The following is a 15,760-nucleotide window of genomic DNA, read 5'->3' as shown; positions in this document are numbered from 1 at the left end:
TAGCTGAGCGAGACAGGAACTTACTGGCTGGCCGTCGGCGCCAGCTTCACCTTGATGACGTCGCCCGGCAGCACCGGTGTATCTTCCTTGGCGTCGATCTCGCTGGTCTTGCCGTCGGTCACGCGCACCAGCGAATAGATGAGCGCCGGCTCTTCATTGTTGTTTGTGATGGCGGCGGTCGTGGCCGGGTCCGATGCCTGGGCCATCAGGCCCTGTTGCATGTTGACCCTGAGTGCGGCTTCGTTGAGGTCTGCTTCGACCTGCTGCCGGTCGGCGGCAAGTCTCGAGTTCAACGTGTTCTGGGCATCGATGGCATCCTGCGTCGCCTTGCTGACCGACTGCTTGGCGGTGAGGATCGCTGTCTCATAGTCCAGGATCTTGCCCTGCAGATCGGTGACCGACTGTTGCGAGGAAAGCAGGCGTGCGTTGGCGACCAGGCCCTTTTGCGCCAGCGGACCGATACTGTCCGCCTGCTGCTGCGCCAGGTCGACCTGCTTTTGCTGGTTGACGATCTTTTTCTGCAGCGCCTCGATTTCGGACTGCAGGACCCCTTTCAGATCGTCAAGCGCCTGCAGCTTCAGCTTCAACGCTTTCTGGTCGGAGATCAGGATCTGCATTTCGTCGGCGACGATTGTCGCCAGGCGCGGGTCGCCCTCGACTCCCTTAGGCGCCTCGAAACTCTCCTTGCCGGCGAGATCGGCATCGATGCGGGCACGCTTGACGATCAACCGCACGCGCTGGTCGTCATAAATGTCGAAATTGCCCTTGGCGGTGATCAGGTCCTTGCCGAGCTGGGTGCCCAAATCGGCGTTGCGCCGGATGCCGCCGGCGATGCTGATCGCCTTGAGCACGGTCAGCTCCGGCACATAGGGAAACTGGCCAGGCGTCTGGATCTCGCCCGAGATGTAGAACGGCCGGAACTGCACCATTTCCACCGAGGCTTCCGGCTTGTCCGACAAGGCAAGCTTGCGCTGCAGGGCGACGCTGATCGCGGCCGCAACCTCTGACGTGGTCTTGCCGGCGGCCGGCAGTTCGCCGACGAACGGCACCGACAAATTGCCGGCTGGACCGACCGAATATTCGCCGTTTACCGCCGACCAGTCACGGAACGTGCCTTCCACCGTCTGCCACTCGGCGACGCGGATGTTGAGCTTGTCTTGCGAGCCGAGCCGGTACTCGTCGGCCATGGCCGGAACCGCGAGCGACAGAGCGAGGCACGTGGCGACGAGCCGTGCCGGCCGCATCGGGCCGGCAAGGCGAAAATACGCTGATATGTCTGTTTTCAACTGAACGTTTCCGATCCGTTTTGGCCCCATCCGCCCGATAGGCCTGCTGCCGAGTGCCTCCTTCGGAACCTGGCAGAATACTATGGCTGCAATGCGAGACCGGCCCATCACCGAATAGCTTTGGACCGGATTGGCTTCGGGCCGTACCGGCCCGATTGCTGACCAGTTGCGGTCGGTCAGTAGGAACCGCGCGACATCCACACCGCGGGCACGGTCTTGAGGATGATGCGAACGTCTTCGAACAGCGACCAGTTCTCGACATAGTGACGGTCGAACGCGACGCGACTGTCATAGGAGACATCGTTGCGTCCGCTGACCTGCCAAAGCCCGGTCAGGCCCGGCCGCGACTTCAAATAATAGACCGCGGCGCTGCCGTAGATCTCAAGCTCGTCGCGCACCACCGGGCGAGGCCCGACAAGGCTCATGTCGCCCTGCAGGATGTTGATGATCTGCGGCAGCTCGTCGAGGCTGAGCTTGCGCAGAACGGCGCCGACGCGGGTGACGCGCGGATCGTTCTTCAGCTTGCGGGTCGCGATCCATTCGGCGTTGGCTTCCGGATTGGCCGCGAGATAGGCGGCCAGCACACGTTCGCCGTCTTCGACCATGGTGCGGAACTTGAGGCAGGGGAAAATCCGCCCACCGCGTCCGATGCGCTTGTGGCCGTAGAAGATCGAGCCACCGTCGGAAAGCTTGACCAGAAGGGCCACCATCAGGAACAGCGGGCTAAGCGCCACCAGGCCGACAAGTGAACCGAAAATATCGAAACTGCGCTTCAGCAGCCCGCCGATGGGTGGCGGAAAATCTACGCCGACATGCGAAAATGCCGCATTGGCCGACTTGGCAACGTCCCTCATGCAAAAGCTCCATACGTTGAACGGATGGTTTATGCCACGATACCAAAAAATGCTGCAGCGCAACACACAATTTCCCATATGGCTGAAATAGTCACGTCAGGAATTGACTAAATAATAAACCCTCCTTGCCCAAATTTTGCCCTTTATGGCGGGTTTGTGACGAATAATTAGCAACCGTAGGAAATGTAATGCCTTTTTTCGCCGGGTTTTGGGCAAATCGTCCTTTGCCGCAGAGGGAACGGCTTTAAATGATTTTCGAATCACTGGCTTTGCTAAGTTAATCAAGTAAAATACTAATCAACATTGCAGATTCTACTGTAGTATAAAGCGCATGACGAGTTAGGCCACCACCCCTGCGTGTGCATCGCAGCATGGCGGAGTCCAAGCCGCCGCCAAGCCGAAAATTATTGCTGGTTGCCCTTGCCGTCAGTTTCGCGCCTTAATAGAGTCGCAAATTATTCCTGATAGAGTCTGGATGGGTTGGGAAGGCCGGAAGCAACCGGCCGAAAAAGAGCAGCTAAAAAAGCTCGCATGGCGAATGGGGAGATACTCGGGTGGGTAAGTCATCGCTTTTGCATGCTCGGGCCGGTTGACGGGCCGCCGAACATGTCATTACCAAAATTCGTCATTGGAATGGTTTTCGCCCTCGCGATCGTGGTCGCGTGGTCCTATGTCGACGGCGCGACGGTCACCACAACGGTGCTTCGCGTCATCGGCTGCGCTGTCCTCATCCAAATCGGTTATTTCCTGCTGGTGTATGTGATGATCGCCAGGAGCGCGCCGACATCGGCCGACAGGGCTCGCGACGCCGAAAGAAGCCTCGGCGCCGACAAGGCGGTTGAAGGCGAGAAGCTCTCGGCGAGGCGCAGCGTGCATTGAACAGTCTGAAGCCGCAAGGTCGGCCTCGGATCATCTTGCAGCCGGACTCAGCCTGCTTCGGCCGGCTCGGGTTCCGATTGCTCGCCTGAAAGCATTTTCGACAGGCGGCTGCCGGCCTTCGCTTTCAACCTCTGATATTGCCCCACTTCGACGATTCGTCCGTTTTCGACTGCAACCACCCAGTCGGCGAAGGCGATCATCGATGGCCTGTGCGCAATGGTCAGGATCGTCATCGATCCGCGCAAGCCGTCGATCGACTTGGCGATCAGGGATTGGTTCTGCCAGTCGAGCGCGCTGGTCGCCTCGTCGAGAATGAGCAGCGAAGGTTTGCGCAGCAGCGCGCGCGCCAGCGCGATGCGCTGGCGTTCGCCGCCCGAGAGCCGGACGCCGCGGTCGCCGACCACCGTGTCGAGCCGCAACTCCAGCCGCTCGACGAAGTCGGCGCCATGCGCAGCGCGCAGTGCAGTCCACAGCTCCGCGTCACTGGCTTGCGGCGCGGCAAGGCGCAGATTGGCGGCGATCGTATCGTGCAGCAGGAACACGTCTTGCGGCACATACGCCACCTGGTCGCGCCAGCGCCGGCGATTGGTCGCGCCGATCTCGACGCCATCGGCCAGGATCTTGCCCTCGCTCGGTTCGAGCAGGCCAAGCAGCATGTCGGCAAGCGTGCTCTTGCCCGATCCTGACGGACCGATCAGCGCCGTTACCTTGCCAGCGGGAAGGCCAAAGGTGACATCGCTCACCACCGGCTTGCCGCCGGCCTCATAGGCAAAGGAGACATTGCGGATGTTGAGCCCGACATCGAGCGACAGCTTGGCATCCGATTCGAGGTTTGCCGGCTCGAGTTCGGCATCGAAACGCGCCTGCATGTCGCGCATCGAGGCATAGGCCGGCAGGTTAATCAGCACCTGCTGCGCCTGCATCTGCATGTCCATGAAACGCGGCGCGATGCGCATGAACACCAGAAGCAAGACTACGATCTCGGCCAGTGAGAGGTTGAAGCGGACCAGGGCGACATAGATGAACAGGCTCAGACCAATGACGCTGGCGACCTGGAACAGCGCGGTGCCGATGGTGCTGTTGCGCACATAGTTGATGTTGTCGGCCTTCATCTTCTCCAGCGTCGCGCGAAGCTGCGCGTAATAGGTCGCCTCGACATTCAGGCTCTTGGCCACCTTGATGCCGCCGAGGAACTCCGAGACCGTTCGGTACTGCTCCTGGCGATTGCTGGTCAAAACCCGGCCGAAGGCGCTGGCTCGTGCCCGAAACGGCTGCAGTGCCAGGAAGGTGACGATGCCGACGACAATGGCAAACGCCGTCATTACTGTCGAAATGAACAGCGAGACAACGAGATAACCCGCCAGAAGCACGGCGATCTGCACCAGCATCAGCAGCGAGAACGCCGCCGACTGCACGCGGTCGATATCGCCGGTCAGCGCATGGTCGAGATCGGAGCTGCGCATGCGCGCGAATATCCCCCACCGCGCCTTGCCGATGCTCTCGAACAGGTTCATGCGCAGGCGATTGATGAAGTCGAGCAGCAGCCGCGCCATGTAGACGGATTTATAGCGATTGAACGCTGCCTGCAGCGCGACAAGCCCGACCAGCAGGCAAAGCACCGTGGCCAATTGCAGCGTTCCGTCCGGCGCCAGCCAGCGCACCCAGTCGCGGTCAGGCAACCTGACCGCGAAATTCTGCTCGGGTCGCCCGACCAGATGCAGCAGCGGCACCAGAAGCAGGATCGAAATGCCTTCGGTCAGGCTTCCCAGGATCAGGAACAGCAATGCCGTGAAGGTCCTGCGCCCGCCGATCCGGGCCATGGCGACGCCGAAGCCGGCGACATCGCGGTAAAACGAAAAGCGCAGGATCTGCGATGCGGACATGTCAGCTCACCGCGGCCCTTTGTCGGCCGCCAGATCGTTTTCGATCAGGGCGACGGCTTCGCCGATACGGTCGAGCCCGGTCGGCACTTCGAGGCGACAGACGCCGACCTGGCTGGCCAGGGCCGCGCATTGGCGAAGATGTGTCGTGGCAAAATCGCCGACCAGGGCTGGACGGCCGAAACGCGTCACATAGGAAAATTTGATGATGGCCGGCAGGGCGCCGATGCCTGGCAGCGGCGTGATCGCTGCCTTGTCGCTGCGCTCGAGGATATAAATCCGGGTCGCCGGCACCGCGTCTGCCGCAAATCCGGCGTGCAGGCGATGCTGCATCTTGTCGATCGCCGCATGCACCTGCGGGCGTATTTCTGCTTGGCGGATGGGAAACGCGGCGGCCGCATCGGCGGCGAGTTTCAGCTGCGGAAAACCCGGAACGATCATCGGCCGGTCCGTGAGATCGAGCGCTACGACATCGTCGGTCAGCAAGCGATGGCCGGCGCGGATCATCGCGCTCGCCGTCGTCGATTTCCCGGCGCCCTTGTCGCCCATGAAAACAGCGCTTTTGACGCCGACGGCAATGGCGCTGGCGTGCAGGATGAGCAGGCCGCGCTGGTGCAGGAGCAGTGCCATGACCGGACCGAGCAGCGGAAACGCCAGCAGCGCGTCGTCGACATCAGGCGCCGGCTCCACCTCGATGCGGCAGGCATCGGTAATCAGGAACGCGCCGACCGTCTGCCATGCCAGATATTGCTGCCGCGCCTCGAAGCGGAAAGCAGTTCCGGTCTCGGGCGAGGGTTTTGGCAAGTCGATCGGGCCGACTGTAATCACCACATCGACCGCCGCCGGCGCGCTCGGCTCCAGCTCGGGCAATTCGACCTGCGAACCGATCGTCAGGCCATAAGCCCTGTAGAAGCGTTGCGCGCGAGCCTTGGGATGGCCGGCATCGCGGATCGCATCGGCGGTGAGTGGCATGTTGGCCAGTGTCATGCTTGGCTCCCGCGCTGTTGCACCTGCCTTAGCCACAGCGACAACGCGATCGAACGCCAGACATACTGGACATCGGGCAGGGTGGCTTCGTCCGGTTGCCGCGCGATGCGGCCATAGGCGGCTGTCACTTCGGACAAATTGACATAGGGCGCGATCAGCGCCGCATCCGCTACCAGCACCTTGTCGAGGAGATCACGGTGATTGCCGAGCATGCCTTTGACCAGGTTCGAGGTGAAATCGATCTTGTCGCGCCGCCACTGCACCGCCGGCGGCAGGATACCTTCCATGGCGCGGCGCAGCACCGAGCGGCCAAAGCCCTGGTTCAGCTTTTCCGCGCCGGGCAGCGCCAGGCAGAACTCGACCAGCGGCTTGTCCCAGAAGGGGTAGCGCGGCTCGACGCCGAAATTGGCGGCGGCCTTGTCGAGAACCTCGAAGGCGTGCGGCACCATGCCGTTCGACAGCAGCCAGCGATGGGTCAAGGTCTCGCTGGCGCTGACCGCGGGCGGCATGTAGCCGGCCCTGCGGAACCGCTCGACGAGGTCGGTGCGCATCGCCAGGTCCGGATTGATCAGGCCGCGCCAGCTCGTCGCCGGCCGCCCAGTTGGATGGCGCCGCAATTTGCCAAGCACGCGGTTCGCGAACCGCTTGATTCTCGCGATGCGCCAGGCCGGTCCGTAAAGGGTAAGGAACTGGTAGTAGAGGCCGAGCATGCCGTCGCCATAGGTGTTGGAGGCGCTGCGCAGCTCGCGCCACAGCTCCATCCATTTGCCGGCATAGGCGAGTTCGTGCAGATGGCCGTGGCCCTGCGAAACCACCTCGTCGCCGCCATGGCCGTCCAGCAGCACCTTCATGCCCTTGGCGCCGGCGGTCCTGTAGATGTCGCGGGTCAACGACAGGCCGGGCGCCAGGAACGTTTCCTCCTGCTCTTCCAGAATGCGTTCGAACTCGGCGAAGGGCGCGTAGTTGCCGACGGAAATCAAAGTGCCGTCGACCTTCTCCTGTCCAAGCACTGCCTCGATGAAAGGCCGCTCGTCCATCGGCGAACCCTTTTCGAACACCAGCGAGAAGGTCGGCAGCCTCGGCTTTCTCTGCGCGGCATTCTGAAGGCCCGCCACGCAGGCGATCGAGGAGGAATCGAGCCCTCCGCTCAGCATTGCGCCGACCGCAGGCGTGCCGCGCATACGGTTGCGGACCGATTGCGAAAACAAATGCCGGAATTCCTCGACCGTATCCGATCGCATCTGCCTTGGCGAGGGTTCGATCTGCCAGTAGCGACGCAGCACCACCTGTTTGCCGGTCACGGTCAGACTGTGGCGCGCCGGCAGGCGGAAGATATCGGCATAGGCTGTCGACTGCGGATTATCGGGCAGCCCGGCCAGGAATCCCGAAATCTGGTGTTCGCTGATGCGCATGTCGACGCCGCCGGCATCGAGGATCGGCCCGATCTCCGAGGCAAAGACGAAGCGCCGGTCGCTCGAATGATAGTAGAACGGTTTGACGCCGAAATGGTCGCGCACGCAAAACAGCTGCCGGCGCTCGCCATCCCAGATGGCAAAGGCGAAGTCGCCTTGCAGATGCTCGGGGCAGGCTTCGCCCCAGCGCAGATAGGCGCGCATCAACAGCACGGCGTCGGCAACCGAACTGTCCCTGATGCCAAGCCTGGCCAGCAATTCGTCGCGATTGTCCAGCCGGCAGTCCGCGGTGATCGCGAGCTTGCCGCCGGCCATGGTCAGCGGGCCGGGGCCGGCTTCATCGGTGGTGTTGAGCCAGGCGTGGCCAAGAACGACGCCCTCGTCCATCCACCACGAACTGCCGTCAGGCGCGCGATGTTGCATGCGGGCAAGCATGCGCTGGATGTCGGCCGCGGCGGCCGGCTTGCCTTCCTGCCTCAGCAGAATTCCGGCGACGCCGCTCATCGCTCACTGGCCGTGGTCAACGAGATGGTTAAACCTGCCAAGCGAGCCACCGAGCACGATATGGTCGCCGCTGACCAGCCAGGCATGCGCCTTCAACTCGGTGCCGGTATCGCGCTCGATGCCGATGCGGATTTTTGAGGCGTTGCCCTGGCGGGCAAGCAAATATTGGCCGGAAAGCGCTTGGGTCAGACAGCTTGCGCCAGGCACCAGGCGGGCAGCCGCAGCCACGCCCCAGGCGACACGCCTGAGATCGCCGATGTCGGCTGGTTCGCGCGCGTCGAGCCGGGTCACCATGCGGCGCACTTTGTTGTAGGAAAGCAGCGTCAGCCCCAGCCGCACCGCCACGACCACCGCAAGGCAGTGGGCGAGAAAGAGCATCTCCGGCCCGCTCAGTGAGAAAGCTCTAGACAAGTTCCTCATCATGGAGCCTCGCAAGCCCGGCGTCCGCCAAGCCCTTCAACAATCCATCGACATCGGCCTTGCAGCGTTCCGGATCGACATTGTAGCGATCCAGCACGGCGCTGCGGATTTCGGAAATCGGCCGCGGCTCCTGGATCAGCTCCCAGATAAAGGCGCCGACGCTGTTCAGGCTGTAATAGATGTTGGACCTCATATCGAGCAGCGCCAGGCCGTTGCCGAATTCGCAGGCCACGGCATCCTTGCTCGCGCTCATCCGATCGTGGTCCGTGGGGTTCCAGTCCATTCCTAAACCTCGCTCACAACACCAACGCTTCGGCAATTCCGGACAAAGACGCGAGAGCCGGGGTTTGACCCCCGACTCTCCTTAGTGCGCTCTGTTTGCAGAGTCCGGACTTTGTCACCCCAACGAGAGAAGACTCAGGAGAAGGTGAGTTCGCCGACCGGCGTATGTGCCGGAAACGAGGCGTCGAGTGCCGTAGTACCGCTACCGCCTTGCGTGATGGTCTCGATCGAGCCGTGGACCGTCAGGCTAGGGGTTTCGTACTCATGCTTTTCAACATTCTGTTCCAATTTACTCTCCACTTGTGGACTGGAAGCGGCCTGTCGATTGCCGGCAGCGAGCTATTGCTGCACCGCAATAGCTGCATGGCAGCATTTATGAGTCAAGCCTGATTTACCAGCCGTTAATCAATTCTCGGTTGCGACTCCCTTCAATGGTGATCAAAGCGCTTTGCATTTCACATCTCAGGAGAATTCAGCAGAGTGTCCGAGGCCGTCAACTAAGTATCTGATTTAATTACGTTAAATTTTCCTTCGAATGCTCCTCACTTGGGCGCTGGCGCATTCCCACAAAAATTGTTGCTGACGTACCCGTCACAAGCCCCGATCAGGCGGCGCCTTGCATCTAGGACTGTGTTGCGAAACGTTCAGGTTGCAGGAAATTGGCGCCAAAGGAAAAACTGGACGCGGCGCATGAATTTGGCGATGCTTTGCTTCGCACTTGCAATATAACGCGCCTGGCGAATTTTTTGCGGAGATGCTGCAGCAGATGGCCTTGCAGGAAGGGACCTTCGAAAGGTTGCGCGCCGCTGGCTGCGCCGACGAAGTGGCCTATGTGCAGGCGTGCCTGCGGCTGTTCTTCGCCTCCGGGGCGAGCCCCAGCACCGCGCCTGCACCGGCCATCTCCGTTGCCGATGTTTGCGACATCGCCAGGCTGAACAAGGTCGCCACCTTCATGCTGAAGGCGCTGTCGCGCCCACCGGCGGGCGAGACGCCGCCGGGATTGCTCGAGTGGCTCGACACTTATCGCCGGCGCACGATTGCGATGAACTCGTCCGGCATCATGGATTCGATGGCCATCGACAAGGCGCTGCGCGGCAGCGGCATCGATTTCGTGTTCCTGAAGGGGCCCCTCCAGCAGCAACTGCTCTATGGCGACCATTTCATGAAGCCGTCCGGAGATGTCGACATATTGGTGTCGCCGGCCGGCTTCTTTAGAGCTCGCGATGCGCTGCGCTCGATCGGCTACGAGGTCGCCGGCAAGTCCCGCTCCGTCTGGTGGGTGCGCTTTCTGGGCGAGCAGCACATGGTTCGCAGCCAAGGTCGGAAATTGTCCACCGTCGATCTCCATTACCGGCTCCAGCAGCCGGGATCGCCCAGCCCGCGCGATACGGAAGGGTTCCTGCGCCGCAAGCGCGCGCTTGCGATCGCCGGCTCCAGCGTGCCGTTCATCTCGGCCTCCGACACTCTGCTTCTGTCCTGCATCAGTGTCGCAAAGGCGCTGTTCAACCGCGAGCCATGCGCGGGCTATGTCTGCGATATCCGGGCGGCTGCCAGTCGGCTGAGCGAGGCCGAGCAGCAGACTGTGCTCGACTACGCGGCCGAGCAGGGGCTGGCCGACACCCTGCTGCTGGGCCTGCGCGCCGCCGATGTGCTGCTTGGTGGCGCCGGCACGCTGCTGTCGGATCGGGCCACCAGGATCCTGTCACGCATCGGCAATGAAGACCTGTTCCACATGGTCATCGCGCCGTGGCTGTCGTCGCTCAGATGGCCGCAACGGCGCACCGTTTTGTGGGAATTGTGCGGCCGCGAACCTGTCCGCTACCTGACCGAGGCCGGCTGGGCCGCGTCAGCCGACCTCAGCCGGCGGATTTTCGAGCGGGAAAGCCGGTGACGATGAGGGTCGTCATGCAGCAGGCAGAAAACGTTCCGTCCCGATCCGCTGGGGATGGATCATGGGAGGATGGATCGGGGTCCGGCGCCGCGCGCCGGGAGGGCGAGGGGCCTCGCGACACTTTACGCAATCGAAAGGCCATCCTATGTCCATGACAGAATCCCGGGTCTGCGTGATCATCGCGGCGCGCAACGCGGCCCGGACCATTCCCGCAGCCATCGCCTCGGCGCTGCGCGAGCCGGAGGTGGCGGAAGTCGTCGTCGTCGACGACGCCTCCACCGATGACACCGCAAAGGTGGCCAGCGCTGCCGATGATGGCAGCGGCCGGCTTTCGGTCATCCGGCTCGACGCCAATCGCGGCCCGTCCTTCGCCCGCAATACCGCCATTGCCGGGTCGAAATCACCTTTCATCAGCATTCTCGACGCCGACGATTTCTTCCTTCAGGGACGGTTTCGCCAGCTGTTTGCCAGCGCCGACTGGGATTTCGCCGCCGACAACATCATGCTGATCCGTGACGATACGGCGACCGATGTCTCGAAGATCGTCGCCCCGTCCTTTTCGGCGGACCCGGAATTCCTCGACTTCGAGCGATTCATCGAGGGCAACATCTCCAGACGGCGTGTCCAGCGCGGCGAACTCGGCTTTCTCAAGCCGGTGATATCAAGAGCTTTCCTCGACAGGCATGGGCTGCGTTACGACGAGAACCTGCGTCTCGGCGAAGATTACGAACTCTACGCTCGCGCCTTTGCCCTTGGCGCACGCTTCAAGGTCATCCGTTCCTGCGGCTATGGCGCGATCGTGCGCGCCGATTCGTTGAGCGGGCGCCACAAGACACAGGATCTGAAGCGCCTCGCCGATGCGGATCTGGCACTGCTCGAGATCGACAGCCTGCCGGAAGGCTCCAAGGCCCTGCTGCGCAAGCACGAGCGGCATGTGCGTGACAAATACCGGCTGCGCAATTTTCTCGATGTGAAGGCCGAGCGCGGCATGGCGTCTGCCGCCGCCTACGCGCTGGCCAGCCAGTCGAACTTCATTCCCATCGTTGTCGGCGTGGCCGCCGACAAGCTCGATGCGTTGTTTCGCCACGCCGGTCTGCCCCCGCGGCAGCAGCCGGTGCCGCCCTTGCGCTTCCTCATGGCCGCTACCAGCACGGCGGCGCAAAAGTAGGCTCCGCCAAGTCCGGGACGGCGGCCGCAAGGCTGAAAAAATTGCCTTTCTGAAACTCGGAGGTTGCCTACACGCCCCGACGATGGCACTGTATGTTGCGGTGCAGCAATTTTGGAAGGCCAACCGGATGGCTTCAATTTTCGGCTTCAGGTCCAGGGACCCAGCGCGCGACAAGCAGACCGATCTGGCGCGTTTCGACCGTCTGGCAAAGCTGTTGGATCAGATCACGGCCGAGATTGCGGCCGAGAAGACCGGGTTGGAGGCCCGCTACCGGTCGAAGTCCACCAACGCGGCCTTCCTGGTCGAGTCGATGGAGAACGGCTCGGCGTCGGCAAGCAAGCTGTCGGAAGTCGGCGAGCTGACGAAGTCCATCCTGAACTGCGAACAGCGCATCGCCGAGCTGGTGCGTCAGACGAGCCGGATGAAGGAACTGCGTCATTCACTCGACGCGATCGTCGGCGAGGATGGCCAGGGTTCTGATTCGCACGGGGAATATGTCAAACCCGCAGGTCGCTTCGGCTGAACACGGTCACACGAGACACAGAAGAGAAAGTTCGGGGACGGAGGATCGGGATCGGCCCGTTAGCAATGTGGGCCAATCGGTGACTTTGGGTTGGGGCGGAACAGCACAAAGGTGAATTGATATGCACGCAGATCCGAAGACGACGCCCATGGCGGCAATCGATGCCATGATTTCGACGCGGCCAAATCGGCCAATGCGTCTTGTAAACCCAACGCGTCTTCTATCCGTTGGTGCGCTTCTGTTGGCGGCAGCCGCAGCTCTGCTCGGCGCCGCCCACCCCTCCCGCGCCCAGGACGCCTCCCCGGAGATGCAAAGCGCACCGTCCTTCGTCGACGATTTCAAGAGTTTCGATCGTTCGCGCTGGTATGTCTCCGACGGTTGGTCGAACGGCAATCACCAGAACTGCACCTGGTCGAAAAGCCTGGTAAAAGTTTCCGACAACATGCTGACGCTCGGCTTCGAAAAGCGCAAACTGAAGGACCGCGAGTTCGCCTGCGCCGAGATCCAGACCAAGCAGCGCTTCGGCTATGGGACCTATGAAGCACGCATGAAGACCGACACCGGATCCGGTCTCAACGCCGCTTTCTTCACCTATATCGGCCCTGCCGACAAACAGCCCTGGTATGAGATCGACTTCGAGGTGCTGACCAAGGATACATCCAAGGTGCAGGTCAACAGCTACATCGCCGGCAAGCCCAAGAACGAGAAGCTGGCCGAGGTCGAAGGCGGCGCCGACAAGGGCTTCAACGACTATGCCTTCATCTGGGAAAAGGACCGGCTGCGCTGGTACGTCAACGGCAAGCTGGTCCAGGAAGTGACCAATCCCGAGCAATTGCCGACCCACTCGCAGAAGATATTCTTCAGCCTCTGGGGCAGCGACACGCTGAAAAACTGGATGGGCGCCTTTTCCGACCCCGGCCGCCAGGTGACGATGCAGGTGCAGCGCGTCGCCTTCACCGCGCTCGGCCAGCCGTGCCAGTTTCCGGAATCGCTGGCATGCAGTGTAAGCAGCATAAAGTAGATCTGAACCGGCCCGGCTATATAAGGCCAAAGGGCGTGAACAGGAATTAACCCGAATGAATTTGACGGTCTTTGGAATTGGCTATGTCGGTCTCGTGCAGGCCGCGGTGCTGGCGGAGGTCGGGCACCAGGTGGTGTGCGTCGATGTCGATGAAAAGAAGGTCGAGCGGCTCAACCAGGGCCTGGTGCCGATTTTCGAACCGGGACTGGAGGCCCTGGTCAAGGAGAACCACGCCGCCGGCCGCATCAAGTTCACCACCGATGCCGCCGCCGGCGTCAAGCATGGCGAGATCCAGATGATTGCGGTCGGCACGCCACCCGGCGAAGATGGTTCGGCCGACCTCAAATATGTGCTGGCGGTGGCCGAGACCATCGGCCGCGAGATGGACGGTCCCAAGATCGTCGTCGGCAAGTCGACCGTGCCGGTCGGCACCTGCGAAAAGGTGAAGGCCAAAATCGCCGCGACGCTGAAGGCGCGCGGGCGCCAGGACCTGGCTTTCGACGTCGCTTCCAATCCTGAGTTCCTCAAGGAGGGTTCCGCCGTCGCCGACTGCATGAAGCCTGACCGCATCATCGTCGGCACCAACAGCGAGGACACCGAGGCGGTGATGCGCGAGCTCTACGCGCCGTTCAACCGCAACCACGAGAAGATGATCGTGATGGACGTGCGCAGCGCCGAATTCACGAAATACGCCGCCAACTGCATGCTGGCGACCAAGATCTCCTTCATGAACGAGATGGCCAATCTGGCCGAGCAACTCGGCGCCGACATCGAGGAGGTGCGCAAGGGCATCGGCTCGGATCCACGCATCGGCTATCACTTCATCTATCCCGGCCTCGGCTATGGCGGTTCGTGCTTTCCCAAGGATGTCCGCGCGCTGATCAAGACCGCCGAAGGCGTCAAGTTCGACGCCAAGCTGCTGCGCGCCGTGGAGGAGCGCAACAATGCCCAGAAGTCGGTGCTGTTCGACAAGGTGCACCGTTATTTCAAGGGCAGTCTCAAGGGCAAGACCTTCGCGCTCTGGGGCCTCGCCTTCAAGCCCAACACCGACGACATGCGCGAGGCGCCGGCGCGCGTCCTGATGGAGGCGCTGTGGCAGGCCGGCGCCAATGTGCAGGCCTACGACCCCGAGGCGATGCAGGAATGCCAGGCCATCTACGGCCTGCGCGACGACCTTTTGTTGTGCGGCACCAAGGAGGCGGCGTTGCGCGGCGCCGACGCGTTGCTGATCGCCACCGAGTGGAAGAGTTTCCGCGCCCCGTCCTTCGACGCGGTGAAGGATGCCCTGACCACGCCGGTCATCTTCGATGGCCGCAACCTCTATGATCCCAAGGTCATCGCCCGTCACGGCATCGAGTATTTCTCGATCGGCAGGATGGCGGCGTGAAGGCAGGGCGGCACAACGCGGAGCCAGGTTCATGAAAGTTCTGTTTGCAGGCGGCACCGGCTACACGCCGCAATTCAGCGGGGGCGTCCAGTCGAGCACCCACCACCTGGTCGAGCAATTGCGCGAAAACGGTCACGAGGCATCCGTTCTGGCAGCGCTGTTCGGCGACGGCATGTTCGGCTTCAGGGCGCGCGCCAAGATGAAGCTCCTTCGTCAGCGCGCGGTCATCGACAATTTCCCGGGCTATCCGGTTGTACGGGCGTGGTTTCCCTGGGAAGCGGCCGGCTTCGCCGTCAAAAAGTTGAGGCCGGATGTCGCGGTCGTGCAGTGCCACAATTCGGTGCCGATCGGCAGAGAGTTGCAGAGGCTTGGCGTGCCGCTGACCGTCTATCTGAGGAATGTCGAATTCGACGAATTGGCCGGCGATCTGCGTGAGCTCCATTCGGCGGTCTATATCGCCAACTCCGAGTTCACCGCGCGCGCCTATAAGGCAAAATTCGATATCGATTCGACGGTTATTCCGCCGACCATCAATCCCGCGTTCTACAGCACACCGACGACCGGTGAATTTGTCACGCTCATCAATCCATATGAGGAAAAAGGCTTCGATCTTGCGGTGCGCATTGCCGCCGCCTGTCCCGAGATCCCGTTCCTGTTCGTCGAAAGCTGGAAGCTCGACGACGATCATCGAGCCCGGATCGAAGCAACAATCTCTCCCCTTCAGAACGTCAAGCTGGAAAGCCGCACCAGCGACATGAAGACGGTCTACGGCCGCACGAAAATCCTGCTTGCGCCCAGCAAATGGGAAGAAGCCTGGGGCCGGGTGGCCTCGGAAGCGCATTGTAGTGGCATTCCCGTGGTCGGCTCGCGGCGCGGCGGTCTGCCGGAAGCGATCGGCGCCGGCGGCGTGGTACTGGACTACGACGCCCCGCTCGCCGACTGGGTCGCAACGGTCAGGCGGCTGTGGAGCGACGAGGCCGAGTACAAGCGGCTGTCAGCGACAGCACGTCAGTTTTCGGAGCGGCGGCAAATGAACCCCGACAGCCAGTTCGCAACGTTCATGGGCGTTCTCGACCGCGCAAGACGTGTCGGTTTGGAGCGCGCAGCCTAAACGCGTCGTGTTGCAGTTCAGCTGAGACGCTGCACGACCGTGGTCGCGCAAAGTTCCCGTTAGCCAGGTCCAGGCGTCGTGCGCCCGTCCGGATCACTTTTAATTGCTGCAGTGCAATATCTTGTGGCACTGCAGCAATCAACGTGTATTCTGCC

General features: G+C 61.9%; 15 protein-coding genes. 7 read left to right on the top strand and 8 right to left on the bottom strand.

All coding sequences use genetic code 11. The features are described 5' to 3' along the window. Positions 1-20: 20 nt before the first annotated feature. Complete coding sequence (locus tag NKL06_RS14020; RefSeq protein ID WP_032905925.1) at positions 21-1,244, bottom strand: polysaccharide biosynthesis/export family protein; 1,224 nt, start codon at positions 1,242-1,244, stop codon at positions 21-23. A 218-nt stretch (positions 1,245-1,462) separates the two neighbouring features. Continuing rightward, positions 1,463-2,140, bottom strand: coding sequence for a sugar transferase (locus NKL06_RS14015; protein ID WP_023668816.1), 678 nt, complete (start codon positions 2,138-2,140; stop codon positions 1,463-1,465). Positions 2,141-2,746: 606 nt separating this feature from the next. Between NKL06_RS14015 and NKL06_RS14010 the strand changes: the two genes are divergently transcribed. Beyond that, complete coding sequence (locus NKL06_RS14010; protein WP_023668815.1) at positions 2,747-3,019, top strand: exopolysaccharide production repressor protein; 273 nt, start codon at positions 2,747-2,749, stop codon at positions 3,017-3,019. A gap of 47 nt (positions 3,020-3,066) precedes the next feature. On the opposite strand, the gene NKL06_RS14005 is transcribed toward NKL06_RS14010, so the two are convergent. The 6 genes from NKL06_RS14005 to NKL06_RS13980 all read right to left on the bottom strand — a co-directional run bounded on the left by NKL06_RS14005 (position 3,067) and on the right by NKL06_RS13980 (position 8,792). Beyond that, complete coding sequence (locus NKL06_RS14005) at positions 3,067-4,902, bottom strand: ABC transporter ATP-binding protein (RefSeq protein WP_023694209.1); 1,836 nt, start codon at positions 4,900-4,902, stop codon at positions 3,067-3,069. A gap of 6 nt (positions 4,903-4,908) precedes the next feature. Further along, positions 4,909-5,871, bottom strand: coding sequence for a phosphoenolpyruvate carboxykinase (ATP) (locus NKL06_RS14000; protein ID WP_502903787.1), 963 nt, complete (start codon positions 5,869-5,871; stop codon positions 4,909-4,911). An 11-nt stretch (positions 5,872-5,882) separates the two neighbouring features. Continuing rightward, positions 5,883-7,802: a lasso peptide isopeptide bond-forming cyclase gene (locus tag NKL06_RS13995; protein WP_023694207.1), complete on the bottom strand. Its 1,920-nt coding sequence runs from the start codon at positions 7,800-7,802 to the stop codon at positions 5,883-5,885. A 3-nt stretch (positions 7,803-7,805) separates the two neighbouring features. After that, positions 7,806-8,180: a lasso peptide biosynthesis B2 protein gene (locus tag NKL06_RS13990; RefSeq protein ID WP_245261015.1), complete on the bottom strand. Its 375-nt coding sequence runs from the start codon at positions 8,178-8,180 to the stop codon at positions 7,806-7,808. 25 nt (positions 8,181-8,205) lie between these two features. After that, positions 8,206-8,475 (bottom strand): PqqD family protein, encoded by a 270-nt coding sequence (locus tag NKL06_RS13985; protein ID WP_245261017.1) that lies wholly within the window; start codon positions 8,473-8,475, stop codon positions 8,206-8,208. A gap of 164 nt (positions 8,476-8,639) precedes the next feature. After that, positions 8,640-8,792: a lasso RiPP family leader peptide-containing protein gene (locus NKL06_RS13980; RefSeq protein ID WP_023684233.1), complete on the bottom strand. Its 153-nt coding sequence runs from the start codon at positions 8,790-8,792 to the stop codon at positions 8,640-8,642. A gap of 478 nt (positions 8,793-9,270) precedes the next feature. Here NKL06_RS13980 and NKL06_RS13975 point away from each other — a divergent pair, with 478 nt between their 5' ends. The 6 genes from NKL06_RS13975 (at position 9,271) to NKL06_RS13950 (ending at position 15,605) form a co-directional block, all read left to right on the top strand. Beyond that, a complete protein-coding gene (locus NKL06_RS13975; RefSeq protein WP_023694205.1) occupies positions 9,271-10,395 on the top strand; it encodes a nucleotidyltransferase family protein in 1,125 nt (374 codons plus the stop codon). Between the two features lie 145 nt (positions 10,396-10,540). After that, the gene (locus tag NKL06_RS13970; protein ID WP_023694204.1) at positions 10,541-11,563 is read left to right on the top strand and encodes a glycosyltransferase family 2 protein; all 1,023 of its coding nucleotides are present in this window, start codon (positions 10,541-10,543) and stop codon (positions 11,561-11,563) included. Between the two features lie 127 nt (positions 11,564-11,690). After that, positions 11,691-12,086 carry a cytochrome P450 family protein gene (locus NKL06_RS13965; protein ID WP_023694203.1) on the top strand — a complete coding sequence of 132 codons (396 nt, stop codon included), beginning with the start codon at positions 11,691-11,693 and terminating at the stop codon, positions 12,084-12,086. A gap of 121 nt (positions 12,087-12,207) precedes the next feature. Beyond that, a complete protein-coding gene (gene exoK, locus NKL06_RS13960; protein ID WP_023694202.1) occupies positions 12,208-13,107 on the top strand; it encodes an endo-1,3-1,4-beta-glycanase ExoK in 900 nt (299 codons plus the stop codon). 55 nt (positions 13,108-13,162) lie between these two features. Beyond that, positions 13,163-14,494 carry a UDP-glucose dehydrogenase family protein gene (locus tag NKL06_RS13955; protein WP_023694201.1) on the top strand — a complete coding sequence of 444 codons (1,332 nt, stop codon included), beginning with the start codon at positions 13,163-13,165 and terminating at the stop codon, positions 14,492-14,494. Positions 14,495-14,525: 31 nt separating this feature from the next. Then, entirely contained in the window at positions 14,526-15,605 is a 1,080-nt protein-coding gene (locus NKL06_RS13950) for a glycosyltransferase (RefSeq protein ID WP_023694200.1), read from the top strand. The last annotated feature ends 155 nt before the right edge of the window (positions 15,606-15,760 follow it).

It is taken from the genome of Mesorhizobium sp. C268A, from assembly GCF_040324475.1.
Taxonomy (GTDB): Bacteria; Pseudomonadota; Alphaproteobacteria; order Rhizobiales; family Rhizobiaceae; genus Mesorhizobium.
The sequence above is the reverse complement of the archived record's forward strand: the minus strand, read 5'-3'. Positions and strand labels throughout refer to the sequence as shown.